This window comes from Mycobacterium sp. IDR2000157661, assembly GCF_022317005.1.
In the GTDB taxonomy this organism is placed as follows: Bacteria; Actinomycetota; Actinomycetes; order Mycobacteriales; family Mycobacteriaceae; genus Mycobacterium.
On the sequence record NZ_CP081006.1, the window covers coordinates 3,251,836 to 3,273,895 of the forward strand.

Annotated in this window: 25 protein-coding genes and 2 tRNA genes; 18 read left to right on the forward strand and 9 right to left on the reverse strand. The window is 67.0% G+C overall.

Annotation, left to right across the window (positions count from 1 at the left end; all coding sequences use genetic code 11):
* Positions 1-19 precede the first annotated feature (19 nt).
* Complete coding sequence (locus tag K3G64_RS17010) at positions 20-403, reverse strand: DUF732 domain-containing protein (RefSeq protein ID WP_238885980.1); 384 nt, start codon at positions 401-403, stop codon at positions 20-22.
* 175 nt (positions 404-578) lie between these two features.
* Here K3G64_RS17010 and K3G64_RS17015 point away from each other — a divergent pair, with 175 nt between their 5' ends.
* The 3 genes from K3G64_RS17015 (at position 579) to K3G64_RS17025 (ending at position 2,525) form a co-directional block, all read left to right on the forward strand.
* A complete protein-coding gene (locus K3G64_RS17015) occupies positions 579-1,187 on the forward strand; it encodes an Rv2466c family mycothiol-dependent reductase (RefSeq protein ID WP_238885982.1) in 609 nt (202 codons plus the stop codon).
* Positions 1,188-1,254: 67 nt separating this feature from the next.
* Positions 1,255-1,728 carry a ribose-5-phosphate isomerase gene (locus K3G64_RS17020; RefSeq protein ID WP_238885984.1) on the forward strand — a complete coding sequence of 158 codons (474 nt, stop codon included), beginning with the start codon at positions 1,255-1,257 and terminating at the stop codon, positions 1,726-1,728.
* A 2-nt stretch (positions 1,729-1,730) separates the two neighbouring features.
* Positions 1,731-2,525: an Fpg/Nei family DNA glycosylase gene (locus K3G64_RS17025; RefSeq protein ID WP_238885986.1), complete on the forward strand. Its 795-nt coding sequence runs from the start codon at positions 1,731-1,733 to the stop codon at positions 2,523-2,525.
* An 83-nt stretch (positions 2,526-2,608) separates the two neighbouring features.
* On the opposite strand, the gene K3G64_RS17030 is transcribed toward K3G64_RS17025, so the two are convergent.
* Together K3G64_RS17030 and K3G64_RS17035 are read right to left on the reverse strand one after the other, a co-directional pair.
* On the reverse strand, positions 2,609-3,361 hold the full coding sequence (locus K3G64_RS17030; RefSeq protein ID WP_238885987.1) for a DUF1542 domain-containing protein: 753 nt from the start codon (positions 3,359-3,361) through the stop codon (positions 2,609-2,611).
* An 86-nt stretch (positions 3,362-3,447) separates the two neighbouring features.
* Positions 3,448-5,427, reverse strand: a complete 1,980-nt coding sequence (locus K3G64_RS17035) for a SpoIIE family protein phosphatase (protein ID WP_238885989.1) — start codon at positions 5,425-5,427, stop codon at positions 3,448-3,450.
* A gap of 143 nt (positions 5,428-5,570) precedes the next feature.
* Between K3G64_RS17035 and K3G64_RS17040 the strand changes: the two genes are divergently transcribed.
* Positions 5,571-6,266 (forward strand): hypothetical protein, encoded by a 696-nt coding sequence (locus K3G64_RS17040; RefSeq protein WP_238885991.1) that lies wholly within the window; start codon positions 5,571-5,573, stop codon positions 6,264-6,266.
* 196 nt (positions 6,267-6,462) lie between these two features.
* Here K3G64_RS17040 and K3G64_RS17045 read toward each other — a convergent pair whose 3' ends face one another.
* Complete coding sequence (locus tag K3G64_RS17045; protein WP_238885993.1) at positions 6,463-6,696, reverse strand: hypothetical protein; 234 nt, start codon at positions 6,694-6,696, stop codon at positions 6,463-6,465.
* A 434-nt stretch (positions 6,697-7,130) separates the two neighbouring features.
* On the opposite strand from K3G64_RS17045, the gene K3G64_RS17050 reads away from it, so the two are divergent.
* From K3G64_RS17050 to K3G64_RS17080, 7 genes are all read left to right on the forward strand, one after another.
* Entirely contained in the window at positions 7,131-7,586 is a 456-nt protein-coding gene (locus K3G64_RS17050) for an Asp23/Gls24 family envelope stress response protein (protein WP_238885994.1), read from the forward strand.
* Entirely contained in the window at positions 7,586-7,891 is a 306-nt protein-coding gene (locus tag K3G64_RS17055; RefSeq protein WP_238885996.1) for a hypothetical protein, read from the forward strand. The genes K3G64_RS17050 and K3G64_RS17055 overlap by 1 nt, the downstream gene beginning before the upstream one ends.
* A gap of 42 nt (positions 7,892-7,933) precedes the next feature.
* Entirely contained in the window at positions 7,934-8,113 is a 180-nt protein-coding gene (locus K3G64_RS17060; RefSeq protein ID WP_238885998.1) for a hypothetical protein, read from the forward strand.
* The gene (locus K3G64_RS17065) at positions 8,106-8,477 is read left to right on the forward strand and encodes an Asp23/Gls24 family envelope stress response protein (protein ID WP_238885999.1); all 372 of its coding nucleotides are present in this window, start codon (positions 8,106-8,108) and stop codon (positions 8,475-8,477) included. The genes K3G64_RS17060 and K3G64_RS17065 overlap by 8 nt, the downstream gene beginning before the upstream one ends.
* Positions 8,474-9,061 carry a DUF6286 domain-containing protein gene (locus K3G64_RS17070; protein WP_238886001.1) on the forward strand — a complete coding sequence of 196 codons (588 nt, stop codon included), beginning with the start codon at positions 8,474-8,476 and terminating at the stop codon, positions 9,059-9,061. The genes K3G64_RS17065 and K3G64_RS17070 overlap by 4 nt, the downstream gene beginning before the upstream one ends.
* A gap of 8 nt (positions 9,062-9,069) precedes the next feature.
* Positions 9,070-9,621, forward strand: coding sequence for an alkaline shock response membrane anchor protein AmaP (locus K3G64_RS17075; RefSeq protein ID WP_238886003.1), 552 nt, complete (start codon positions 9,070-9,072; stop codon positions 9,619-9,621).
* 363 nt (positions 9,622-9,984) lie between these two features.
* Positions 9,985-11,817 carry an AMP-dependent synthetase/ligase gene (locus K3G64_RS17080; protein WP_238886004.1) on the forward strand — a complete coding sequence of 611 codons (1,833 nt, stop codon included), beginning with the start codon at positions 9,985-9,987 and terminating at the stop codon, positions 11,815-11,817.
* A 58-nt stretch (positions 11,818-11,875) separates the two neighbouring features.
* Here the strand turns inward: K3G64_RS17080 and K3G64_RS17085 are convergent, their stop codons facing one another.
* On the reverse strand, positions 11,876-12,403 hold the full coding sequence (locus K3G64_RS17085; protein WP_238886005.1) for a hypothetical protein: 528 nt from the start codon (positions 12,401-12,403) through the stop codon (positions 11,876-11,878).
* A gap of 594 nt (positions 12,404-12,997) precedes the next feature.
* Positions 12,998-13,071, reverse strand: a tRNA-Gly gene (locus tag K3G64_RS17090).
* A gap of 124 nt (positions 13,072-13,195) precedes the next feature.
* On the opposite strand from K3G64_RS17090, the gene K3G64_RS17095 reads away from it, so the two are divergent.
* The 6 genes from K3G64_RS17095 (at position 13,196) to clpX (ending at position 18,128) form a co-directional block, all read left to right on the forward strand.
* A tRNA-Pro gene (locus K3G64_RS17095) sits at positions 13,196-13,269 on the forward strand.
* 38 nt (positions 13,270-13,307) lie between these two features.
* Positions 13,308-14,744 carry a trigger factor gene (gene tig, locus K3G64_RS17100; protein WP_238886006.1) on the forward strand — a complete coding sequence of 479 codons (1,437 nt, stop codon included), beginning with the start codon at positions 13,308-13,310 and terminating at the stop codon, positions 14,742-14,744.
* Positions 14,745-14,864: 120 nt separating this feature from the next.
* Positions 14,865-15,467: an ATP-dependent Clp protease proteolytic subunit gene (locus K3G64_RS17105; RefSeq protein ID WP_238950757.1), complete on the forward strand. Its 603-nt coding sequence runs from the start codon at positions 14,865-14,867 to the stop codon at positions 15,465-15,467.
* Positions 15,464-16,123, forward strand: coding sequence for an ATP-dependent Clp protease proteolytic subunit (locus tag K3G64_RS17110; RefSeq protein WP_370646969.1), 660 nt, complete (start codon positions 15,464-15,466; stop codon positions 16,121-16,123). Before K3G64_RS17105 ends, K3G64_RS17110 begins: the two co-directional genes overlap by 4 nt.
* A 135-nt stretch (positions 16,124-16,258) precedes the next feature.
* Positions 16,259-16,567, forward strand: coding sequence for a hypothetical protein (locus K3G64_RS17115; RefSeq protein WP_238886007.1), 309 nt, complete (start codon positions 16,259-16,261; stop codon positions 16,565-16,567).
* Positions 16,568-16,847: 280 nt separating this feature from the next.
* Positions 16,848-18,128, forward strand: coding sequence for an ATP-dependent Clp protease ATP-binding subunit ClpX (gene clpX, locus K3G64_RS17120; RefSeq protein ID WP_238886008.1), 1,281 nt, complete (start codon positions 16,848-16,850; stop codon positions 18,126-18,128).
* Positions 18,129-18,135: 7 nt separating this feature from the next.
* Here clpX and K3G64_RS17125 read toward each other — a convergent pair whose 3' ends face one another.
* Both K3G64_RS17125 and K3G64_RS17130 read right to left on the reverse strand, forming a co-directional pair.
* Positions 18,136-18,279 carry a hypothetical protein gene (locus tag K3G64_RS17125; RefSeq protein ID WP_238886009.1) on the reverse strand — a complete coding sequence of 48 codons (144 nt, stop codon included), beginning with the start codon at positions 18,277-18,279 and terminating at the stop codon, positions 18,136-18,138.
* 109 nt (positions 18,280-18,388) lie between these two features.
* Entirely contained in the window at positions 18,389-19,693 is a 1,305-nt protein-coding gene (locus K3G64_RS17130; protein ID WP_238886010.1) for a nucleotide disphospho-sugar-binding domain-containing protein, read from the reverse strand.
* Between the two features lie 235 nt (positions 19,694-19,928).
* On the opposite strand from K3G64_RS17130, the gene K3G64_RS17135 reads away from it, so the two are divergent.
* Positions 19,929-21,233: an MFS transporter gene (locus K3G64_RS17135; protein WP_238886011.1), complete on the forward strand. Its 1,305-nt coding sequence runs from the start codon at positions 19,929-19,931 to the stop codon at positions 21,231-21,233.
* Here the strand turns inward: K3G64_RS17135 and fdhD are convergent.
* Positions 21,220-22,047: a formate dehydrogenase accessory sulfurtransferase FdhD gene (gene fdhD, locus K3G64_RS17140; protein ID WP_238886012.1), complete on the reverse strand. Its 828-nt coding sequence runs from the start codon at positions 22,045-22,047 to the stop codon at positions 21,220-21,222. The genes K3G64_RS17135 and fdhD overlap by 14 nt on opposite strands.
* Between the last annotated feature and the right edge of the window lie 13 nt (positions 22,048-22,060).

Here is a 22,060-nt window from a genome sequence, read left to right on the forward strand (position 1 = left end):
AACCTATCGCCCGCGGGGGCTATAGGCCCGGGATGGCCCGCGCCGCGGGCAGCCAGTCCAGCATCGTGCCGTCGCCCACCGACGCGATCATCTGTGGGCAGTACACCGAGATGGCGATGCCGGTGAAGAACGCCGCCACCTCCGGCGGGATCCCGCTGTCGGCCACCTGTGTGTACACCCGGGCGAACGACCTGCCGGGTTCGACGAGCATCGGGCACACCGACTCGCCGAGGCGCACGGTGTCGACCGGGTTCGCCAACCCGATCCCGGCATCGGTCACCGCGGCCAGGAAGGCGTCGTCTATCGGGTCGGCCTGCGCCGGCGCCGCGACCGCAGCCGCGACAGCCGTCAGGCCGGCCACCGCCGTCAGCACACGGAACGGAAGATCAAGGTGTCTATTCACTTTGGTAACGATCTACCACTCTGGTCACAGGTGAAACACAGTTCGGTCACTGTTCGCACACTTAGGCGTTTCTTATTCGACTAACCCGCTCAGCGGCGGTATCGGCGGGAACACCGACGGAGTAGCCGCGGTTGTCGTGATCGACGTCTGACCACACGCCCTCGAGGAGACCCCCATGCCCGAGAAGTCCGTCGCCGATTTCTGGTTCGACCCGCTGTGCCCGTGGTGCTGGATCACCTCCCGGTGGATCCTCGAAGTGGAGAAGGTCCGCGACATCGAGGTCAACTTCCACGTGATGAGCCTGGCCGTGCTGAACGAGGGCCGCGACCTGCCCGAGCAGTATCAGGAGATGATGGCGAGGGCCTGGGGCCCGGTGCGCGTGGCGATCGCCGCCGAGCAGGCCAAGGGCGCTGAGATCCTCGCTCCGCTCTACACCGCGATGGGCACCCGCATCCACAACCAGGGTGTTGAGGACTTCGACACGGTCATCAGGGAGTCGCTGGCCGAGGTGGGGCTGCCCGCCGAACTGGCCGAGGCGGCCACCACCGACAAGTACGACGAGGCGCTGCGCAGTAGTCACCACGACGGCATGGACGCCGTCGGTGAGGACGTCGGCACGCCGACCGTCCATGTCAACGGCGTCGCGTTCTTCGGGCCGGTGCTGTCGAAGATCCCGCGCGGTGAAGAGGCGGGCAAGCTGTGGGACGCGTCGGTCACCTTCGCGTCCTATCCACACTTCTGGGAGCTCAAGCGCACCCGCACCGAGGCGCCTCAATTCGATTGACCGCCCGCGGTCGTGTTCGGCTGAGGCCGGCCGTGGCAGACCGTCGCGCTCTGCCACAATGACCGCCATGCGCGTCTACCTGGGAGCCGACCACGCGGGCTTCGACCTCAAGCAGGCCATCATCGAGCACCTGCGCAGCAGCGGGCACCAGCCCGTCGACTGCGGTGCGTTCGCCAACGACCCCGACGACGACTACCCGGCGTTCTGCATCGCCGCTGCAGAGAAGACGGTGGCCGACCCCGGCAGCCTGGGGATCGTGCTGGGCGGGTCGGGCAACGGCGAGCAGATCGCGGCCAACAAGGTGCCCGGCGCCCGGTGCGCACTGGCTTGGAGCGTGGAGACCGCGCAGCTGGCACGCGAACACAACAACGCGCAACTGATCGGCATCGGCGGGCGCATGCACACCGAGGCCGAGGCGCTGGCGATCGTCGACGCCTTCCTGAGCACGCCGTGGTCGAAAGCCCAACGCCATCAACGCCGCATCGACATCCTCGCCGAGTACGAGCGCACCCACGTCGCACCGGCCGTGCCCGGCGCCTAGCCATGCCGGAAGGCCACACGCTGCACCGGTTGGCGCGGCTGCACCAACGACGCTTCGGCCGCGCCCCGGTGCTGGTCTCCAGCCCGCAGGGCCGTTTCCTCGACGGCGCCGCCGCCGTCGACGGCCGCGTGCTCAAGAAGGCCACCGCGTGGGGTAAGCACCTGTTCCACCACTATGACGGTGGCCGGGTCGTGCACGTGCACCTCGGGTTGTACGGCACCTTCGCCGAGACACCGGTCCCGATGCCGATGCCCGTCGGCCAAGTGCGGATGCGGATGATCGGCGCCGAGTACGGCACCGACCTGCGTGGCCCGACGGTCTGCGAGGTCATCGACGAGCCCGAGATCGACGACATCATCGCCCGCCTCGGGCCCGACCCGCTGCGCCGCGACGCCGACGGCTCCCTGGCCTGGGCGCGAATCCGCAAGTCGCGCAGAGCGATCGGTGCATTGCTGATGGACCAGACGGTGCTCGCCGGCGTCGGCAACGTGTACCGCAACGAGTTGCTGTACCGGCACCGCGTCGATCCGTACCGGGCCGGCGCCCGCATCGACGGGTCCGAGTTCGATGCGATGTGGACGGATCTGGTCGAGCTGATGAAGGTCGGCTTCCGGCGCGGCAAGATCATCACGATCCGTCCCGAGGACGATCACGGCCTGCCGTCCTACCGGCCCGGCCGGCCGCGGACTTATGTCTACCGCCGCGCGGGGGAGCCGTGCCGCACCTGTGGGACCGAGATCCGGACCGCGGTGCTGGAGGGCCGCAACCTGTTCTGGTGCCCGACCGAGCAGACATAGCCGACTACGACGCCGAGACTGAACGTATCGCTGGGATTCGCCCCGATGCGCCTGCAGGAGTTCAGTTTCGGCGTGCTGTCGGATCAGAATCCGCCGAAGTCGCCGCCGCCGAACGCGCCCCCGAAGTCGCCGCCCCCGTCCCAGCCGCCGCCGTCAGCACCGACGTCACCGCCCTGATCGAAGCCCTGGTCGGAACCCTGGGCGAAACCCTGCTCGTAACCGGTGCCGTGCATGCCCGCGAACAACGAGTTGAACAGCAGCACCGAACCCATTCCCCAGGCGCCGGCGACCAGCGCCGGCCTCCACCACGGCTCGGAGTACCACCCTGCCGGGACGGGCCTGCCGGCGACGCGGCCGCCTGGGTAGTAGTTCGGGGTGCGCTCCGACGGGATAGGCGACGCCTCGATCTCGCGGCCCTCGAAGTCGACGCGGCGCTCCTCGGTCACCACGCCCGCCGCCCGTTGGCCGGCCAGCGTCTCCAACTCAGGGCCGGGGTCGATGCCCATCGCGAGACGCGCGGCGCGCACGTAGTACAGCCCCTCGAGTGCGCTTTCCTTCGCCAGCAGCGCCTGCTTGGCGGTGCCGGCCTGCTCGATCTGCGATCCGGCGGCGGTGTAGCGCTCTGAGGCGTCGGCCAGCGCCTGCTTGGACGCGTCGTCGGTGCCGGTCAGGTTGAACACCTGTCCGCCGAGGCGTTCGATGACGCGACGCGCGTCGGCCTTCGCGTCCTCCAGCGACGCGGCCTTGCGTCGGTCCGAGGCCTTCATCGCCGCGTACACGAGGACGCCGAGAACGACGACGACCAGCACAACCAGCACGAGCAGCACGGCTTCCATGACGTCCAGCGTACCGACCGAAAACGCCTGTACGCGGGGGTGAGCAGGGCCGGACTCCGCCTACGCGAACGGCCACGCCGCCGCGGTCAGATTATTTCGTCGGAGTCTCGCCGCAGCGCCACCGCGGTCACGTCGTCGCGATCCAGCGACGTGTCGGCACCGGCGCAGAGCGCCTCGATAACGGTCTGCGCCCCACGGCAATCGGGGCTGCGCAAGCACTCGACAATCGCGCGCTCGAGGTCATCGACCGACCCGCCCCAGAGGTCCATCAAGCCGTCACTCACGAGCAGGATCCCGTCTCCCGGATGCAGCGTTCCGCGCCGTTCGTGCCACGTGGACTCCAATCCCATCGGCAGGTCTTCGGACGCGAACCGTTCCACGCCGCCGTTGCCACGCAGGATGAAATGGAGCCCGTGTCCGGCGTCGGCGAACCGAAACTCGCCGGACACCAGGTTCACGAGCACATAGGTGAGGGTGACGAACGCGCTCGACCGGTGCAGATCGCTGTCGATGACGCCGGCCGCGTGAGCGACGGCAGTGGACGGGCTGGTCTCCGGCGCGTTGGACCGTAACGCCGCGCGGGTCGCAGCGGCCAGCATGCCGGCGCCCATGCCCTTACCCATGACGTCGCCGAGGCTGATCACCGCATGCGGCAAACTCAGCCGGATGTCGTAGAAGTCTCCGCCGACCTGTTTCGCCGGCGCCGAGACCGCCCCGATGTTCCAGCCGGGCGTGGAGGGCAGCCGTCCGGGCAGCAGGGCTCGCTGCACCTCGCCGGCGCGGTCCAGGTCGGCCTGCTCCAGCCGCCGAACCCGCAGCGCCTCGGTGACGTCCTGGAAGTGCAGTGCATAGACCGGGTGCCCGTCGCGGTCGGCGACGGCGGCGACGCTGACGTCGAGAGTGCGACCACCACCGGTGGTCAGCATCAGCCGGGTGTTGGCGGCTGCCAGCCCGTCCGTCGTCGCGGTCAGAACATCGGCGGCCGAGCTGCCCAGCAGCTCGTCGAGTGTGGTGACGCCGTCGCGCAGGCTCGGCAGGATCTGCGCGGCCGAGGCGTTGCACATCTGAATCTGCCAAGCGGTGCCGTTGTGCCGGACCATCAACTGCCCGGCGACCGAGGAGTCGAAGTTCGTGCGGAACAGTTCCTCGCTGATGTTGAGCTGCTCGGCGGTGTCCCGTTCCAGGCCCACCATCAGCGACAGCGAGACCAGGACGGTGACCATGGTCAGCTCGAAAACCTGCAGGATGACGCTGCCCGCCTCGGGCCCGAGTCGGTCGAACGCGAAAATGCCCGTGCCACGAGCACTGCCGTATGAGCCGATCGCGGACACCACGAGGAGTTGGATCAGCAGGTGTCGAGTCGTCAGGCGGGTCGCCGCCCAGACGAGAGGCACGAACAGCAAGAACGACACGGGAAGGATGTCGTTGATCAGGAAGACGAACGCGGTGACCGCAAGCGTTATCGTCACCTGCAGCAGCGTCTCGAACCGGCCGGCCAACGGCGTTCGTTTGCGCAGCGCCATGAACAACGGGGTGACCAGGAGCATGCCGGCCGCGTGTTTCGGTGCGGCAGACACCAGCCGCGTCCACGCCTCGGCGGAACCGCTGACCGCCAGCTCCGCGACGGTGGCCAACACATCGAACGCGACCGCTGAGGCAAACGCGGCCACCAGGAACCGTCCGAGGTCCTCGAGCGTCACCAAGCCCGGTAGTTCGTCGGCCCGGCCGCGAAGGATGACCGTGCCGATCACCATCTCGATGCCGACGGCAACCGACAACGCGATCGCCAACGCCAGCGGCCGGTCGGCCCAGAGCTGGGCGGGCAGGGTCGTGACGGCGACAGCGGGCGCCAACACCCACAGGTAGCGCCTGGGGAATCGAATACCCAGCCCGAGCGCAATCCCGGCGGCCGGCCACCACGCACTCTGCAGGTAGGCGGTGGGACGAGTCGCCAGCGACAGCCAGTCGACGAGCAGCACGGCAAGCAGCGAGCCGACGACGAGCACAAGTTCCGATGTGCTCAGCCGCAGACGACTCAACGACGACGCAGCCCCATCCCCCGCCACCCGAATCACTATTCCACCGTTGGTGTCAATTAACGTGCGAATCGAGGCTGGCCATCGGTCGCGCTGAACCGGATCCCGCCGCGGCGGCCGTGTCGTCGAGCTCGACCACGTTGGCCGATGCCGTGCGCGGGTACCGATAGAGCATGGCGCGCGGCAGCAGGTTGCTCGAAGAGCCACGCTCGGTGCGCGAGCGCTGGGCCGACGAGATCCTGGACCGGTTGTCTCCGATCATGGGCGTGCTGGGCATCGTGTTCGTGCTGCTGGTGCTCGGCGAGCAACTGGCGCGGCCGGGGCCGCTGTCGGTGGCCATGGCGGTGCTGAGCTGGATGCTGTGGGCGGTGTTCGCCGTCGAGTTCGTCGCGCGACTGGTGGTCACCCCCGACACCGGCGCGTTCCTGCGGCGCAATTGGTGGCAGATCATTTTTCTGGTGCTGCCGTTCCTGCGGCTGCTGCGCCTGCTGCGGATCGCACGGCTGACGCGGTCGGGGCGGGTGCTGTCGGGTGCGGTGCGCGGAAGCCGGTCGGCGCAGGCGGTGCTCGGCAGCAGGCTGGCCGGCCTGGGCTCCGTCGTCGCGATCACCGTGCTGGGCAGTAGCCAGTTGTTGTTCGAGTTCAGCGACTATCCGCGATACGCCGACGCCCTGCACGCGGCGGCCCTGGGTGCCATCACGGGTGAACCGCTGCAGAAGGCCGACGGTTTCGCACTTGCGATGGACGTCGTCCTGGCGGTGTTCTCCGTCGTGGTGTTCGGCGCACTGGCGGGTCTGCTCGGTTCGTTCTTCATCGAGAGCCGCGACAGCGAAAAGCGGGCAGCGGCCGAGTCGCCGGAGCCGGACTGAACACATCACCGGCGATCTGTACACCGATGAGGCGTACCTTGATTGCGGCGGACGGCTGATCGTCACCGAGCGCGAGAACCAGCCGATGACGCGCACCCGCCTCGAAGACGACGGCACCCTGACGTGGGCACGTCGTCAGGACAGTGAAAAGGGGCAGCCCGCCGATGCGATCCCCTTGGGATACCCCAACCGGGTACTACCTCGGTGCTGGTGCGAGGGGCGATATGGATGCTCCGGACCCCGACTCGAACTCTGTCGCGGCGGTCGCGCCCCCGTCCGCCAGTCTTGCACCCACCTCGGTCGAAACGACCAGTGAATACGCCTGGGCGAGTCGAAGTAATTCGGTGTCGCCGGCCTTTCTCGCGTGTTCCCCTATTCCTCTGAGCAGTTCTTCGGCGGCGTGGTCGGCTAGCTCTCTGAGGTCGGCCATGGTCCCTCCTACCGGGCTCGTTGCCGCAACAGTGCGGCGACATCGACGCTACTCGCCGCCGAAGATGAGGCCGATGTCGCCGATTGGGCGGCGCGATGCGAGGTGCGCTTTCGCGTCGGGGAGGTCGTCCCCGGCGTTGATCTTCTGCTCACGAGCCATGGGAGACGCCGCGCTTGAAAGGCAAGGCGGACGTGATCAGCGCGGCTCGCATCCGAAAGACGCTGGTGAAAAGAACTAAGGATGCGTTTGGTCCTGAGCGCCGCCGGCAGCAGAGATAAGCAGAGGTGTCGGGGCATCGATTCGGCTGACACTGTCCACCGCTATTGCACTACGATTGATTGTGATCCACATCACATCATCTGGGCATTTGTTTCGCCAGCCAGCGAGCGTCAAACCAGACTTCACATCTCGAACGCAAAGGAGCGGGGATAACAATGACCAGTGCGCAATCGGAGACCGCAGGCGCGGTGCCGTCGAGCGAAAACACATTGAGCAGTCCGCAAGGCACGACCACGATCGCCGACACCGTCGTCTCCAAAATCGCCGGCATCGCCGCGCGTGAAGTCAATGGCGTCCACGAACTCGGCGGTGGTGGAGCCGCCCGCATGGTCGGGCAACTGCGCGAACGCATCCCGGGCGCCAGCGTCAACCAGGGGCAAGGGGTTTCGGTGGAGGTCGGCGAACGGCAGACCGCCGTCGACATCGACATCATCGCCGAGTACGGGGTGGCCATTACTGACCTCGCTAGCGGGATACGCCGCAACGTGATAGCGGCTCTCGAGCGGATGACGGGGCTCGAAGTCACGGAGGTCAACATCACCGTCCACGATGTGCATCTCGAGGACGAGCGTGACGACGACCGGGACGCCGCCCCCGCCCGAGTGCAGTAATGACGGCCAGCACCTCGGCGCCGAACGAGCCGGCCGACCGCATTGCGGCGGCGGTGCGTGCGGTGCCCGGCGTGGCAGACCTGCACCCGGGCATGTTCGGTGAAGTCGGCACGTACCTGCCCGGACGGCGTGTGCCCGGCATTCGCATCGACGACGGCGCGGTACAGGTCCACATCTGCGTGGTGTTCGGCGTCTCCGCGCGCGACACCGCCGCTGTGGTGCGTTCCGCCGTCGCCGCGCAACTGCCCGAGGCCACCGTCATCGACGTCACCGTCGAAGACGTGGTCCGCGAACAGCCGCGGTGACAATTCGATACGAGGCCACCAGCTCTCTTGGAAGGACACAAAGTGACCACTAGCACAGTTGGACTGATCGCTGGCTTGCTACTCGGATTGGCAGCCGCCGCAGGCGGTTTCACCGGCTTCTTGATTGCGCTCGTGCTCGGCGTGATCGGCTACCTCATCGGCGGGCAGCGCGACGGCGAATTCGATGTGATGGCGCTGCTGCGGGGTCGCGACCGTGGCTGAGCCATCAGGCGCTGATCCCGGCGACCGTGGATCTCTCGTCGTCAAAGACAGGGTTGCTCAACGCATCGCCGTTCGCGCCGCGCGCGACACCGCGGGCGTGCAGCAGCAGGACGCAACGATGATCAAACTGATCGGACGCGAGCTGCCCAAGGTGACGGTAATGATCGCGGCGGACAGGGTGCGCGCGGCCGTTGACGTCGCGGTGCCTTGGCCGTGCCCGCTCACAGAAGTCGGGGCGGCGGTGCGGGACAACGTCGCCGATGCCCTGCACCGGTTGGCCGGACTGAAGGTCGACGGCGTCGATGTCACCGTGTCGAAGGTGGTCTCGGAAATCGAGACTACGCCCGCCCGGGTAGTGCAATGACCAACACCGACCTCGGGCAAGGCGGCGATCACGACCGGTCGACGACGCTACCTGCGCCCGCCCCCGTCCCCGTCGCGCCGGCGGGCGCGTCCTATCTCGGAGCGCTGTGCGCGATAGGCCTGATCGCCCTCGGCGTAGTCGGCATCCGCGACGGCATCGTCGCGGCCGGCTGGATAGACGGCCGGCTGTGGACTCGGATGGCGGTCGACTGGATCGACGGGCAGACTTTCCAGAGCTGGATGGTGCCGGTCGGAATCATCACCGCTCTGCTGGGCGTGTTATGCGTGGTGCTGGCGCTCAAGCCACGCCGTAAGCGCGCGGTGGCGTTGTCCGCACGCTCCAGCGTCTATCTCGAACTCTCCGACGCCGCGCGGGTGGCCGCGATCGCGGCGCGCTCGGTCCCCGGCGTCGTGGACGCCAATGCTCGCGCGCGTCGCCGTCAGATCACCGTCCGCGCCCGCACAACTGGCGCCGATCCCGCCGAGCAGCGTACGGCGGTGAGCAGCGCCGTCACTGACGCGCTCGCGCCACTCGCCAAGCCCCCCAGAGTCAAAGTCCGTGTGAACACCGGAGGACGCCGATGAGACGCTTCGTGACCGGTGTCGACCGCCTCGGCGCCTTTGTATTGGGTCTTCTCTTGCTCGCGATCGGCGTCGGATTACTCGCGTGGGCCGTCGTCCACTTCGACAATGCCACCGTCTTGACCGCTCCGGGTCTGGCAACCGCAGCCGCATCGGACTGGTGGCCATGGGCCACGGCCGCCGCCGGCGTGGTGTTGGTGCCACTGGGGATGCGCTGGCTGCTCAGCCGGGGACTCGCCGAACACGCTGGGCCGCTGACGCTGCCCGGAAGCGACCGGACGGGCAGGCTGACCGTCGACCTCGGGTCGCTGGCGAGCGCCGCCGCCGACCAGCTGAACAGCCATCCGGCAATACGCTCGGCGAAAGGCTCGGCGATCGTCGACCGCGGCGCGCCGAGTATCCAGCTGAAGGCAACCGCGTTCTCCGCTGAGACACTGGCTTCGGCGGTTCACGCCGCCGATGACGTCGCGACGACGGCGACCGGCATGCTCGGCGACGCTGTAGTCGTTCGCACTCGACTGCACGTCGACACCAAACGCCGAGCGCAGCGACGCGTCGCCTGACACTCAGACGAGCGAGGCCAGCCCTGCCGCCGCCAAGCGGCGGCTTGAGGCGACGGCTCTCGCGCCCAGCGGGTCGGTTGGGGCACTTCGCGTTTGACGTCCACCTAACGTCGGCCTTTGCTGCCGCCAACAGCACTCTTGACCGCAACGACATCGGCACCAAGCAAGCCGTCGAAGTCGATGGGTCAAAGGCTTTCGAGCAGGTTTTCACCGGCGTAGCACGCGGGCGCGCGGATGGAAAGCAAGGGGACTGGTCATCGCATCAGACGCCGCCGCCCTGGGTACCCAGCCAGCAGGATCAACGGCATCGCGCAACTGAGCGCCCGCCAGAAAACGCCAGGAAAAATCGAGTACGGAGGCGACATGCCAACCGATACCAAGCAGAAGGCGGCCGGCACGACCCAGGCGAACGTCGCCACCATGTTCTACGACCGGGTACAGGCATCCGCCGAAAAGGAAGCATTCCGGAAGCTGGCGGGGGATGAGTGGGCGTCGGTGACCTGGCAGGAGGCCGCCGACGAGGTCGAGGCCTTGGCGGCCGGGCTCCTGGCGTTGGGCATCAAGCGTGAGCAGCGCGTCGGCATCGCCTCGGGTACGAGATACGAGTGGATCGTCGCCGACCTCGCGATCATGTGCGCCGGTGCGGCCACCACCACGGTGTATCCCACGTCGAACTCGGCCGACACCGCCCACATCCTGAGCGATTCGGACTCCCGGATCGTTTTCGCCGAGGACGACTCACAAGTGGAGAAGTTGCGGGAGCGCCGCGACGAGCTGCCCAACCTTGAGAAGGTCGTGCTGTTCGACGGCACCGGCGACGGCGACGGCGACTGGATCATCACGCTCGACGACCTGGCTGAGGAGGGCCGCAAGTACCTCGCCGAACATCCCGGCAGCGTGAGGTCGACGGCGGAAGCCATTTCGTCTGAGGATCTGGCGACGCTGATCTACACGTCGGGGACGACCGGCAAACCGAAGGGCGTGCGGCTGACGCACCGGGCCTGGGTTTATGAGGGCACCACGATCGCCAATCTGAACATTCTGGGCGAGGACGACCTTCAGCTGCTGTGGCTGCCGCTGGCGCACGCGTTCGGCAAGGTGTTGATCGCGGCTCAGCTGGCGTGTGGCTTCGCCAGCGCCATCGACGGCCGGGTGGACAAGATCGTGCCGAATCTGGCCGAGGTGAAGCCGACGTTCATGGGAGCCGCGCCGCGCATCTTCGAGAAGGCGCACGGCAAGGTCGTGACGTCCCAACACGGCGTCAAGGAGAAGTTGTTCAACACCGCTTTCGCTGTGGGCCGCGAGGTGGACCGGCGCCGGCTGGCCGGAAAGTCGGTGCCGCCGCATCTCAAGGTCGCCCACGGACTGTTCGACCGCCTGGTGTTCAGCAAGGTGCGCGACGTGTTCGGCGGACGCATCCGGTTCATGATCTCCGGATCGGCGCCGCTGAACCGCGAGATCGGCGAGTGGTTCCATGCCGCCGGCCTGCTGATTCTGGAGGGCTACGGGCTCACCGAGAATGCGGCCGGCGCGTTCATAAACCGCCTCGACAACTACAAGCTCGGTACGGTCGGCCTGGTCTTCGACGGCACCGTCGTGCGGATCAGCGACGACGGCGAAGTGCAGATCAAGGGCCCGTGCGTCATGGAGGGCTACCACAACCTGCCCGACAAGACAGCGGAGACGCTGATCGACGACGGCTGGTTGCGCACCGGCGACAAGGGTGAACTGGATGACGACGGTTTTCTGACCATCACCGGTCGACTGAAGGATCTGTTCAAGACCTCAGGTGGCAAGTACGTCGCGCCGCCCGCCATCGAAGGCAAGTTCATGGCGCTGTGTCCCTACGCCAGCCATCTGCTGGTCTTCGGCGAATCACGCAACTACTGCGTGGCACTGATCACGCTGGACCCTGATGCGTTGTCGGATTGGGCCGATGAGCATGGTATGGGCGGTAAGTCGTACAGCGAGCTGGTGAAGTCGGACGAGGTGCGCGACATGGTCGGCGAGTACATCGACAAGCTCAACGCCGAACTGAACCGATGGGAGACCATCAAGAAGTGGGAGCTCCTCGACCACGATCTGTCCGTCGAGCACGGCGAACTGACGCCGTCCATGAAGGTGAAGCGTTCGGTGGTTGAGGAGCAGCACCAGGACGTGCTCGACTCCATGTACTCGGGGACCCGACGGAACTGACAGCTGATGAGCGAGGTATCGCCTACGGCATGCCAGGAGTGGGGACTCTCTTGCAGCGTCAGGTGCCTGCCGCTTCTAACAGCTCGGTGAGCTTGCTTGCCATTCGGTCGAAGTACTCTGCCCCTCCTGCGCATGCGGCTCCTCGCACTGCATACGGTATGCGTGCTGGCTCTATTGCCGCCGCAGCTGTTGCGCGCGCCGTTTCCGCTGCATGCGCCGCACGAGTTGCCTCCGGTACCCCCGCTGCGTTCGTTGCCGCCGCTCCCTCCCCGGCTTCCGCGGCAACCCGGTTTGCTATACCCGCATCGTGCGTTGCCTCACGAAATTCGCCTTCAGAAACGACGACGCCGGCAACTTGCCGTTCGTGCAACTCTCGTGATTGTTCTAGCTGAATTCGCACATGTCTCAGCGCTCCCCGCACTCCTTCTGACATCTTTTCCTGGCCGCCAACAGGTTCGATGAATTGTTGTAGATCCTTGATCAACCAGACGAAGAATTTTGGCAGCACCAGTGAGAGGTCAGCACCGACGGGCAACGCTTGGCAAACCGAAGGGACCAGCCCTCGAACTTTCGGCTGGCGACCCACTGAGAATCTCATCTTGAAGATACGACAGCGCCGGGGGTAGGGCGATCGGCTGTCCGTGTGATTCGGTGCTCATCAACCACCCACCTGTTGCGAATTGCGAACGCTGTCATCCCCATCGGACTGAGCGCCCGATCTCAGGCATTTTCCGGTCGTGACCGTAGTTGCTTTGTGGGCGCGTCGGACGCTCGATGCGTACCGCGGCTTTGCCTTGCTCGGCGTCGCCGTCAGCGCCGAGAGCGAGGCCTCAAACTCACTGGCGTGAAGGACGCACTCGACCGCGCTGGCCCGAACCCGAATTCAGCGTCGAAGTTGAGCTGGGTATTGCCGTCATATTCGGGATCGAGACGCACGGTGCCCTGACGCCGCAGACGACCGGCCTGCTGCGCGACTTACTCGCCGAGCACCCGCACACCGACGACCCGACCGCCCCGCTGTTTCCGGCGCTCCGGCTTTCGCGCCACGACCTGCACAACAGCAAACAAGGTTGTGCCTTTGCGAGGTAGCAATGCGGCCCGTACTCGGGAGCAGTGCCGGAACAACCAGACACTCGACAGGCCCGCCAACCTGCCATAACGCCCCTAGCAGGGCATTCGGTGGAGCGGGCGACGGGAATCGAACCCGCGTAGCTAGTTTGGAAGACTAGGGCTCTACCATTGAGCTACGCCCGCGTGTACAGCAAGAGCAGATGGTACCGGCGGCACCCTAACCAAATCCAATTGAAGGCTTCGCGTGCTCGACCCGTAGTATCTCGCGTGGTCGTCATGCGTTTTTCGCCGACGGCCGCCACGGGAACGGGGTGTAGCGCAGCTTGGTAGCGCATCCGCTTTGGGAGCGGAAGGCCGCAGGTTCAAATCCTGTCACCCCGACTGCCACGCGAACACCCAGCACTATGAGGAGCGACAACGTGAAGAGCACCGTCGAAAAGTTGAGCCCGACGCGGGTTCGCATCAACGTGGAGGTGCCCTTCACTGAGCTCGAACCCGAATTCGACCGCGCCTTCAAGCAGCTCGCCAAGCAGGTGCGCCTGCCCGGCTTCCGGCCCGGCAAGGCGCCGCGCAAGCTGCTCGAGGCGCGCGTCGGCCGCGAGGCGATGCTCGACCAGGTCGTCAGCGAGGCGCTGCCCGGCCGCTACAGCGAGGCGGTGACCAGCTCCGAGGTCAGCCCACTCGGCCAGCCCGACATCGAGATCACGAAGAAGGAATACGGCGAGGACCTCACGTTCACTGCGGAGGTCGACATCCGGCCCGAGATCGAGCTTCCCGATCTGGGCGCGCTGAAGATCATCGTCGACCCGATCGAGATCAGCGACGACGAGGTCGACGCCGAGTTGCAGTCGCTGCGCGCGCGCTTCGGCACCCTCAAGGGCGTCGACCGCGCCGCGCGGAACGGTGACTTCGTCTCCATCGACCTGGCGGCCACCGTGGACGGCAAGGAGCTGCCCGAGGCCTCGACCGAGGGCTTGTCGCACGAGGTGGGCTCCGGTCAGCTGGTCGAGGGTCTCGACGACGCGATCGTCGGGCTCAAGGAAGGCGAGACCCGCGTCTTCACCACCAAGCTGGCCGCCGGTGACCATGCCGGCCAAGACGCCCAGGTCACTGTCACGGTCAAGTCGGTCAAGGAGCGTGAGCTGCCCGAGCCCGACGATGAATTCGCTCAGCTGGCAAGCGAATTCGACACCATGGAAGAACTGAGGAACTCACTGGTCGAGCAGGTTCGCCGCGTCAAGCGCGTGCAGCAGGCCGAGCAGATCCGCGACAAGGCGCTCGAGACGCTGCTCGAGCAGGTCGAGGTGCCGCTGCCGGAGAAGGTGGTGCAGGCCCAGATCGACGACACCCTGCACAACGCCATCCACGGCATGGACCACGACGAGGCCCGCTTCGCCGAGGCGCTGGCGGCCGAGGGCAGCAGCCGCGAGCAGTTCGACGCCGATAACCGCACCAACGCCGAGAAGGCGATCAAGACCCAGCTGCTGGTGGACGCGGTGGCCGACAAGCTCGACGTCCAGGTCGGTCAGCACGACCTGACCGAGCGGCTGGTGCTGATGTCGCAGCAGTACGGCATGGAGCCCCAGCAGTTGCTGCAGGCCCTGCAGCAGAACAACCAGCTGCCGGCCCTGTTCGCCGACGTGCGCCGTGGGCTGGCAGTGGCCGTGGTGGTCGACGGCGCCACCGTCACCGACACCGAGGGCAACGTGATCGACACCACCGAGTTCTTCGCCCGCCCCGGCGAGCAGGCCGCGGAAGGCTCGGAGGCGGATGAGGGCTCGGAGGCGGACGAGGGCCCGGAGGCAGACGAAACAGCCGAGACCGCGGCAGCTGAGGAATCGGCCGATGCCAAGTGACGAGGCCACGTGACGCTGTGAGCGAACGCGGCCGGTCTGGGGACTGCTCGTCGTCGCGGGTTGGTTAGTGTCGGTGACACCGGAGATTCGGAAGAAAGCAGGTATGCAGTCGTGACCCACATGCGTGGTGCCTCACAGGGCCTCAACCTCGTCGACTCGGTCTATGAACGCTTGCTGGCCGAGCGGATCATCTTTCTGGGGTCGCAGGTCGACGATGACATCGCCAACAAGCTCTGTGCCCAGATTCTGCTGCTGTCCGCCGAAGACCCGACGAAGGACATCCACCTTTACATCAACTCGCCCGGCGGTTCGATCAGCGCCGGCATGGCGGTGTACGACACCATGGTGCTCGCGCCGTGCGACGTCGCCACCTACGCGATGGGCATGGCCGCGTCGATGGGCGAGTTCCTGCTCGCCGCGGGCACCAAGGGCAAGCGCTACGCCCTGCCCCATGCGCGGATCCTCATGCACCAACCGCTGGGCGGCATTACCGGCGGCGCCGCCGACATCGCCATCCAGGCCGAGCAGTTCGCGGTCATCAAGAAGGAGATGTTCCGGTTGAACGCGGAGTTCACCGGACAGCCCATCGAGCGGATCGAAGCCGACTCCGATCGCGACCGCTGGTTCACCGCCCAGGAAGCCTTGGAATACGGCTTCGTCGACCACATCATCACCAGCGCCAGCATCAACGGCTCAGGACCAGGAGCGGGACTCGACTCATGACCGACCACTTGCACCCCCAGGCTGACCCCCGACTCCAGCCCCAGGCGCGCTACATCCTGCCGTCGTTCATCGAGCACTCCAGCTTCGGCGTCAAGGAGTCCAACCCGTACAACAAGCTCTTCGAGGAACGCATCATCTTCCTCGGCGTGCAGGTCGACGACGCGTCGGCCAACGACATCATGGCCCAGCTGCTGGTACTCGAATCGTTGGATCCGGACCGCGACATCACCATGTACATCAACTCCCCGGGCGGCTCGTTCACCTCGTTGATGGCGATCTACGACACCATGCAGTACGTGCGCGCCGACATCCAGACGGTGTGCCTGGGACAGGCCGCGTCGGCCGCGGCGGTTCTGCTGGCCGCCGGCACGCCCGGTAAGCGCCTGGCGCTGCCCAATGCCCGCGTGCTCATCCACCAGCCCGCACTGGCCGGCGTCATCCAGGGCCAGTTCTCCGATCTGGAGATCCAGGCCAAGGAGATCGAGCGGATGCGCACGCTGATGGAGACGACGCTGGCGCATCACACCGGCAAGACCGCCGAGCAGATCCGCAAGGACACCGATCGCGACAAGATCCTGACCGCCGAGGAGGCCAAGGAATACGGCGTGATCGACACGGTGCTGGAGTACCGCAAGCTGTCCGCGCAGACGGCGTAGCCGGGTCTGTCGTTCGGCTTCGCCTCGGCGCCCGCCGACGACTCCGACGTCAATATCGCGCAGTGCCTGCTAGCCGGTGTTTCCGCGTGGCAGGCTGTCAGCCACCACACCAGGGGACGGCACAGGAGGGTGGCGATGAGGGTTGGAGCTCGGCCATGCGCGGCGATGGTGACGTTGGCGGTGACGGCGGCGGTCTGCGGTCTGACGCAAGTGGCGTCGCCCGCGGTCGGCCAGGCCCAGGAGCCGGTCTGTCCGGCGGGGATGTACTGGGATATCTACACCCTTCAATGCCTGCCCTACGACGTGAACGTGTATCTGAACCCGGCACCCGTCGTCGGCCCCGCGGGCCCGGTCGGTGTCGGAGGAGTGGTCGGCCCGGTGGGTCCGGGTCCGGTCGGTCCCGGCCCGGTGGGTCCCGGCCCGGCCGGCCCGGGCCGTCGATAGACGGTGACGCGCGCCGGAGCGGGTACGTTGGTGGCAGGCGGCCTCTCGGTCCGGTAACGGCGGCGACACGCCAGCGACACGGCGGCGCGTTCGGAGGGGTACGTGGGTCGCCAGACGATATGTTGGCGCGACACAGTTGAATACCACCGACGCGATTCGGCTTTATCGGTCGCCTCGCGCCGGAGCGAACGGGTAGCGTCGGGGCCAACACCCAGGACAGACCCGGGTAGACCAGTAGAGCGATTCATACCGACCGCGAGGAAAGTAGGACCCCACCACCATGGCGCGCATCGGAGACGGCGGTGACCTGCTGAAGTGCTCGTTCTGCGGGAAAAGTCAGAAGCAGGTCAAGAAGCTCATCGCGGGTCCGGGCGTCTACATCTGCGACGAGTGCATCGACCTGTGCAACGAGATCATCGAGGAGGAACTCGCCGACGCTGACGACGTCAAGCTCGACGAGCTGCCCAAGCCGGCCGAGATCCGCGACTTCCTCGAGGGCTACGTCATCGGCCAGGACACCGCCAAGCGCACGCTGGCCGTGGCCGTCTACAACCACTACAAGCGCATCCAGGCGGGCGAGAAGAGCCGTGACTCCCGCGCCGAACCCGTCGAACTGGCCAAGTCCAACATTCTCATGCTCGGCCCGACCGGCTGCGGGAAGACCTACCTCGCGCAGACCCTGGCCAAGATGCTCAATGTGCCGTTCGCCATCGCCGACGCCACCGCCCTGACCGAGGCCGGCTACGTCGGTGAGGACGTCGAGAACATCCTGCTCAAGCTGATCCAGGCCGCCGACTACGACGTCAAGCGCGCCGAGACCGGCATCATCTACATCGACGAGGTCGACAAGATCGCCCGCAAGAGCGAGAACCCGTCGATCACCCGCGACGTCTCCGGTGAGGGTGTCCAGCAGGCGCTGCTGAAGATCCTCGAGGGCACGCAGGCTTCCGTTCCGCCGCAGGGCGGTCGCAAGCACCCGCATCAGGAGTTCATCCAGATCGACACCACGAACGTGTTGTTCATCGTCGCGGGTGCGTTCGCCGGGCTGGAGAAGATCGTCTCCGACCGGGTCGGCAAGCGCGGCCTGGGCTTCGGCGCCGAGGTGCACTCCAAGGCCGAGATCGACACCCAGGATCACTTCGCCGAGGTGATGCCCGAGGACCTGATCAAGTTCGGCCTGATTCCCGAGTTCATCGGCCGGCTTCCGGTGGTGGCGTCGGTGACCAACCTGGACAAGGAATCGCTCGTCAAGATCCTGTCGGAGCCGAAGAACGCATTGGTCAAGCAGTACACCCGGCTGTTCGAGATGGACGGCGTGGAACTGGAGTTCACCGGCGACGCGCTGGAGGCCATCGCCGATCAGGCCATCCACCGCGGCACGGGCGCCCGCGGCCTGCGCGCCATCATGGAGGAAGTCCTGCTGCCGGTGATGTACGACATCCCGAGCCGCGACGACGTCGCCAAGGTGGTCGTCACCAAGGAGACCGTCGAGGACAACGTGCTGCCGACCATCGTGCCGCGCAAGCCGTCCCGTCCCGAGCGCCGCGACAAGTCGGCCTGACGACGAACTAGTCTCGCCGGCCCAGCGGCCCGCGTTCCCGCGACACCAGACGCGCCTCCTCGCGCGTCGGTGTGAGCACATCGCACAGCGAGGCGACCAGACCCCAGATCAGGAACGCCGCGATCGCGAGGAACTGAAGGTGGGTGAGCATGACTTGACGCTCCTCCTGAGGCGGGTGAGGGACACGCGTAGCCGGCTACTCCAGCCGGCCGGTGAATCGCGCGGCGCCGGTGGACGCCCGAACGGGTCGGCGCAGGCGCTCACCGGGTCACCGCGCGGCGCTCGCTGATCACCTCGTCGACCAGAGCGGCGATCTCGGCCACCCCGTCGCGGCGGGCGAACGCCACCTCGAGTGCGCGTGCCTGTCGCCGGTACCCGGCGTCGTCGAGCACATTGCGCACCGCAGTCCTCACCGCCGCGGGTCTCGGCGTGCCGGTCCTGAGGTTGATCCCCGCGCCTGCCCATGCGACCCGCGCGGCGACTTCCGGTTTGTCCTCGGTGTTTCCCGCGACCACCAGCGGCACTCCGCACGCCAGCGCTCGCTGCACCGCGCCGTAGCCCCCGTTCGTCACCATGACGTCGACCTTCGGCAACAGCACATCATGCGGAACGTACTCGGCCACATAGGTGTTCATCGGCAGGTCGACGCCGATCTCGGCGATGTCGCGGCCTCCGGTGGTGGCGACGACCACGACGTCCTCCTCGCGCAGCGCCTCGATGGTGGGCGCGAGCAACCGACCCAGATCGGTGTTGTCGACGGTGCCCTGCGTGACGTGCACGACCGGTCTATCCCCGTCGAGCACCGACCACCACGGCGGGGGCCGGAAACCCGGCGACGGGCTGGGATGGACCGCTCCGACGTAGCGGACGTTGGCCGGCAGGTCGCTGCGCGGGTAGTCGAACTCCGGGACCGTCGGCGCGATGTAACGGTCGGCCAACACGCCCGAGTCGAGCACGAACATCGGCAGGGGTCGGCTGTTCAGTCGGTCCAGCAGCGCGTTGGCGGTCTCGTGTGACTGACGCAGCAACAGGCGGTGCGACAGCGCGGTCAGCGCGCGGTTGCGCAGCCGTCCGGCCCAGGATGCCGACGGTGCCATGCCCAGGCCGGCCGGCGCGGTGTCGCGGCTGCTGATCATCAGCGGTGTCGTGGAGTAGGTGAGCACCGGCGGCCGAGCAGCGGGATCGCCGAGCAGGAACGGCGTGATGCCGAAGAAGCCGGCGTCGGCGATGACGGCGTCGAATCCGGTCCGTGTCATCAACGCGGCCAGCGCACGCGTCTGGTGCGGCATGGGGTCGAGGAACAGTCGCACGATGTCGTAGTTGATTCGCTTGATGCCGGAGGTGTCGGCGCGTCCGGACAGGTCGAGGTCGGGACGGGTCAGATCCAGATCCGCTTCGGCGGGAATGGGTTCGGCGAATGCGCCCACGGCGCGGATCTTGGAGGCATGGTCGGCCGACGTCAGGACGGTGACCCGGTCACCCCGGTCGACGAGACCCTTAGCGACATTGAGCAGCGGACCGAAGTGGCCCGCGGGGGAGAGGGCGGCGATGAGAATCTCTGGCATGACTCCGATGCTCGACGGCGAAGAGCGCGCAAGCTTGGAGGGCTCGTGGAGATTGGGTGGAGATTGCAGGTAGACGCGGGTTCGGGCGGGCGTGATACACGGCCGGGCCGGGTGTAGAGGGACATCGACTCGCACCTATCGCCGGGTGTCCACCGACCGGGGGACAACGGGGTCCACCGGGAAATCGTCTGATCGACCGATGAATGTCGGCGCCGGCGCTGTGAGCATCATCAGCATGACCTCGATTGAGGAGACCGCGCCCACGTCCCCGTCGTTGCGACGCATCTCGATTGCCAGCTATGTCGGTTCGGCTATCGAGTTCTACGACTTCTTCATCTATGGCACTGCGGCTGCGCTGGTGTTCCCGACGGTGTTCTTTCCCGACCTAGGTCATGTGATGGCCACGACCGCCGCCCTCGGCGCCTTCGCCGCCGCGTTTCTGGCGCGGCCGGTGGGGGCGGCGGTGTTCGGCCACTTCGGTGACCGGATCGGCCGCAAGCAGACGCTGGTGATGACTCTGCTGCTGATGGGGATCGCCACCGTCGGCGTCGGCCTGATCCCGAGCACCGCATCGATCGGCGTCGCCGCCCCGCTGCTGTTGATCATGCTGCGACTGATTCAGGGCTTCGCGGTCGGCGGTGAATGGGCCGGCGCGGTGCTGATGAGCGCGGAGAGCGCGCCGGCACACCGGCGCGGGTTCTACGGCATGTTCACCCAACTTGGCCTCGGCACCGCGGTGGTGATGGCCAACCTGGTGTTCCTGCTCGTCCACTTCGGGTTCGGCACGGACAGCGAGGCTTTCCTGCAGTGGGGGTGGCGCATCCCGTTCCTGCTGTCGGCGGGTTTGATCGCGACGGCGCTCTACGTGCGGTTACATGTCGAGGAGGCGCCGGGGTTTGCCGAGCGTTCCCCCGACGCGGCCCCGCCGATCGTGGCGTTGCTGCGAGGCCAGGGTCGCCGGCTGCTGCTGGCATCAGGCGTTGCGGTGTGCGCTCCGATGCTCGTGTTTCAGGCCAGCACGTTCTTCACGCACTTCGCTACCGACCACCTCGATTACTCGACGAACTTCGTACTGCTCGTCGGCGTGATCGGCGGGCTGTGCGAGGTGCTGTGCGTGGTCGCGGCGGCGATGCTCAGCGACACCTTGGGCCGCAGGCGGATCGCCGCCGTCGGGTTCGCCATCGCGGTGCCGTGGTCGTTCGCTCTGTTCCCGTTGGTGCAGACCGGAAACCGGCTGGTGTTCGGCCTCGCGATCGTGGCGACGTACGCGCTGATCGGAGTGTGTATGGGACCGCTGGCCGCGTTCCTGCCGGAGATCTTCGCGCCGCGGTACCGCTACACCGGCGCCGCGTTGGCCCACACGTTCGGCGCTGTCATCGGAGGCGCACTGCCGCCGGTGATCTCACCGGCGCTGCTCAACTCCTACGGCGGATGGGCCGTGGCGGTGATGATGGGGGTGCTGGCGGCGATCAGCCTGATCAGCGTCCTCGCTCTGCCGGAGACCGCCGGGTCGCGGATCGAGGTCTTCAGCGGTGCATGACCCGGTCGGGTCGGGTGTAGATGTTCATCGACTCGCCCCTCAGGAACGCCACCAGCGTCAGCCCCGACTGACCGGCCAGATCGACGGCCAGCGACGACGGCGCCGAGACCGCCGCCAGCACCGGAATGCCCGCCATCACCGCTTTCTGGGTGAGCTCGAAGGAGGCCCGGCCGCTGACCAGCAGCACGGTGCCGGTCAGCGGGATGCGGTCCTGCTCCAGGGCCCAGCCGATGACTTTGTCGACCGCGTTGTGCCTGCCGATGTCCTCCCGCACGGCCAGCGTGTCGCCGTCGGTGTCGAACAACGCCGCGCCGTGCAGGCCGCCGGTGCTGGCGAAGACCTTCTGCGCGTCGCGCAGACGGCGTGGCAGGGCGGACAGCGTGGCGGATGCGATCCGCGCCGGATCGTCACCGGGCGCATGGCGACTGCTCAGCTGGACCGCCTCCAGCGACGCCTTACCGCAGACGCCGCACGACGAGGTCGTGTAGAAGTTGCGCGTCACGTCAACGTCGGGCGCGCACACGTGTGGGGCCAGCGTCACGTCGAGCACGTTGTAGGTGTTGAGCTGATCGGGACCGGCGCCCTTGCAGTACCGCACCGTGCGCACGTCGTCGCGGTGGGTGATGACGCCCTCGGTGAGCAGGAAGCCATGAGCCAGCTCGATGTCGGAGCCCGGCGTGCGCATGGTCACGGTGATCGGCGCCCCGTTGACCCTGATCTCCAGCGGCTCCTCCACCACCAGGGTGTCGGGACGTGCGACCGCGTCGTCGGCCGTGACGTGCTGCACCCGACGCCGTGCGGTGACTCGACCCATGGTCTCCACCCTA

Excerpts from the sequence above, each read along its gene's own strand:
- K3G64_RS17015 (WP_238885982.1), top strand. The coding sequence starts at position 579 with ATGCCCGAGAAGTCCGTCGCCGATTTCTGGTTCGACCCGCTGTGCCCG.
- K3G64_RS17020 (WP_238885984.1), top strand. The coding sequence starts at position 1,255 with ATGCGCGTCTACCTGGGAGCCGACCACGCGGGCTTCGACCTCAAGCAG.
- K3G64_RS17025 (WP_238885986.1), top strand. The coding sequence starts at position 1,731 with ATGCCGGAAGGCCACACGCTGCACCGGTTGGCGCGGCTGCACCAACGA.
- K3G64_RS17030 (WP_238885987.1), bottom strand. The coding sequence starts at position 3,361 with ATGGAAGCCGTGCTGCTCGTGCTGGTTGTGCTGGTCGTCGTCGTTCTC.
- K3G64_RS17040 (WP_238885991.1), top strand. The coding sequence starts at position 5,571 with ATGGCGCGCGGCAGCAGGTTGCTCGAAGAGCCACGCTCGGTGCGCGAG.
- K3G64_RS17045 (WP_238885993.1), bottom strand. The coding sequence starts at position 6,696 with ATGGCCGACCTCAGAGAGCTAGCCGACCACGCCGCCGAAGAACTGCTC.
- K3G64_RS17050 (WP_238885994.1), top strand. The coding sequence starts at position 7,131 with ATGACCAGTGCGCAATCGGAGACCGCAGGCGCGGTGCCGTCGAGCGAA.
- K3G64_RS17055 (WP_238885996.1), top strand. The coding sequence starts at position 7,586 with ATGACGGCCAGCACCTCGGCGCCGAACGAGCCGGCCGACCGCATTGCG.
- K3G64_RS17070 (WP_238886001.1), top strand. The coding sequence starts at position 8,474 with ATGACCAACACCGACCTCGGGCAAGGCGGCGATCACGACCGGTCGACG.
- K3G64_RS17080 (WP_238886004.1), top strand. The coding sequence starts at position 9,985 with ATGCCAACCGATACCAAGCAGAAGGCGGCCGGCACGACCCAGGCGAAC.
- K3G64_RS17105 (WP_238950757.1), top strand. The coding sequence starts at position 14,865 with ATGCGTGGTGCCTCACAGGGCCTCAACCTCGTCGACTCGGTCTATGAA.
- K3G64_RS17110 (WP_370646969.1), top strand. The coding sequence starts at position 15,464 with ATGACCGACCACTTGCACCCCCAGGCTGACCCCCGACTCCAGCCCCAG.
- K3G64_RS17115 (WP_238886007.1), top strand. The coding sequence starts at position 16,259 with ATGAGGGTTGGAGCTCGGCCATGCGCGGCGATGGTGACGTTGGCGGTG.
- clpX (WP_238886008.1), top strand. The coding sequence starts at position 16,848 with ATGGCGCGCATCGGAGACGGCGGTGACCTGCTGAAGTGCTCGTTCTGC.
- K3G64_RS17125 (WP_238886009.1), bottom strand. The coding sequence starts at position 18,279 with ATGCTCACCCACCTTCAGTTCCTCGCGATCGCGGCGTTCCTGATCTGG.
- K3G64_RS17130 (WP_238886010.1), bottom strand. The coding sequence starts at position 19,693 with ATGCCAGAGATTCTCATCGCCGCCCTCTCCCCCGCGGGCCACTTCGGT.
- K3G64_RS17135 (WP_238886011.1), top strand. The coding sequence starts at position 19,929 with ATGACCTCGATTGAGGAGACCGCGCCCACGTCCCCGTCGTTGCGACGC.
- fdhD (WP_238886012.1), bottom strand. The coding sequence starts at position 22,047 with ATGGGTCGAGTCACCGCACGGCGTCGGGTGCAGCACGTCACGGCCGAC.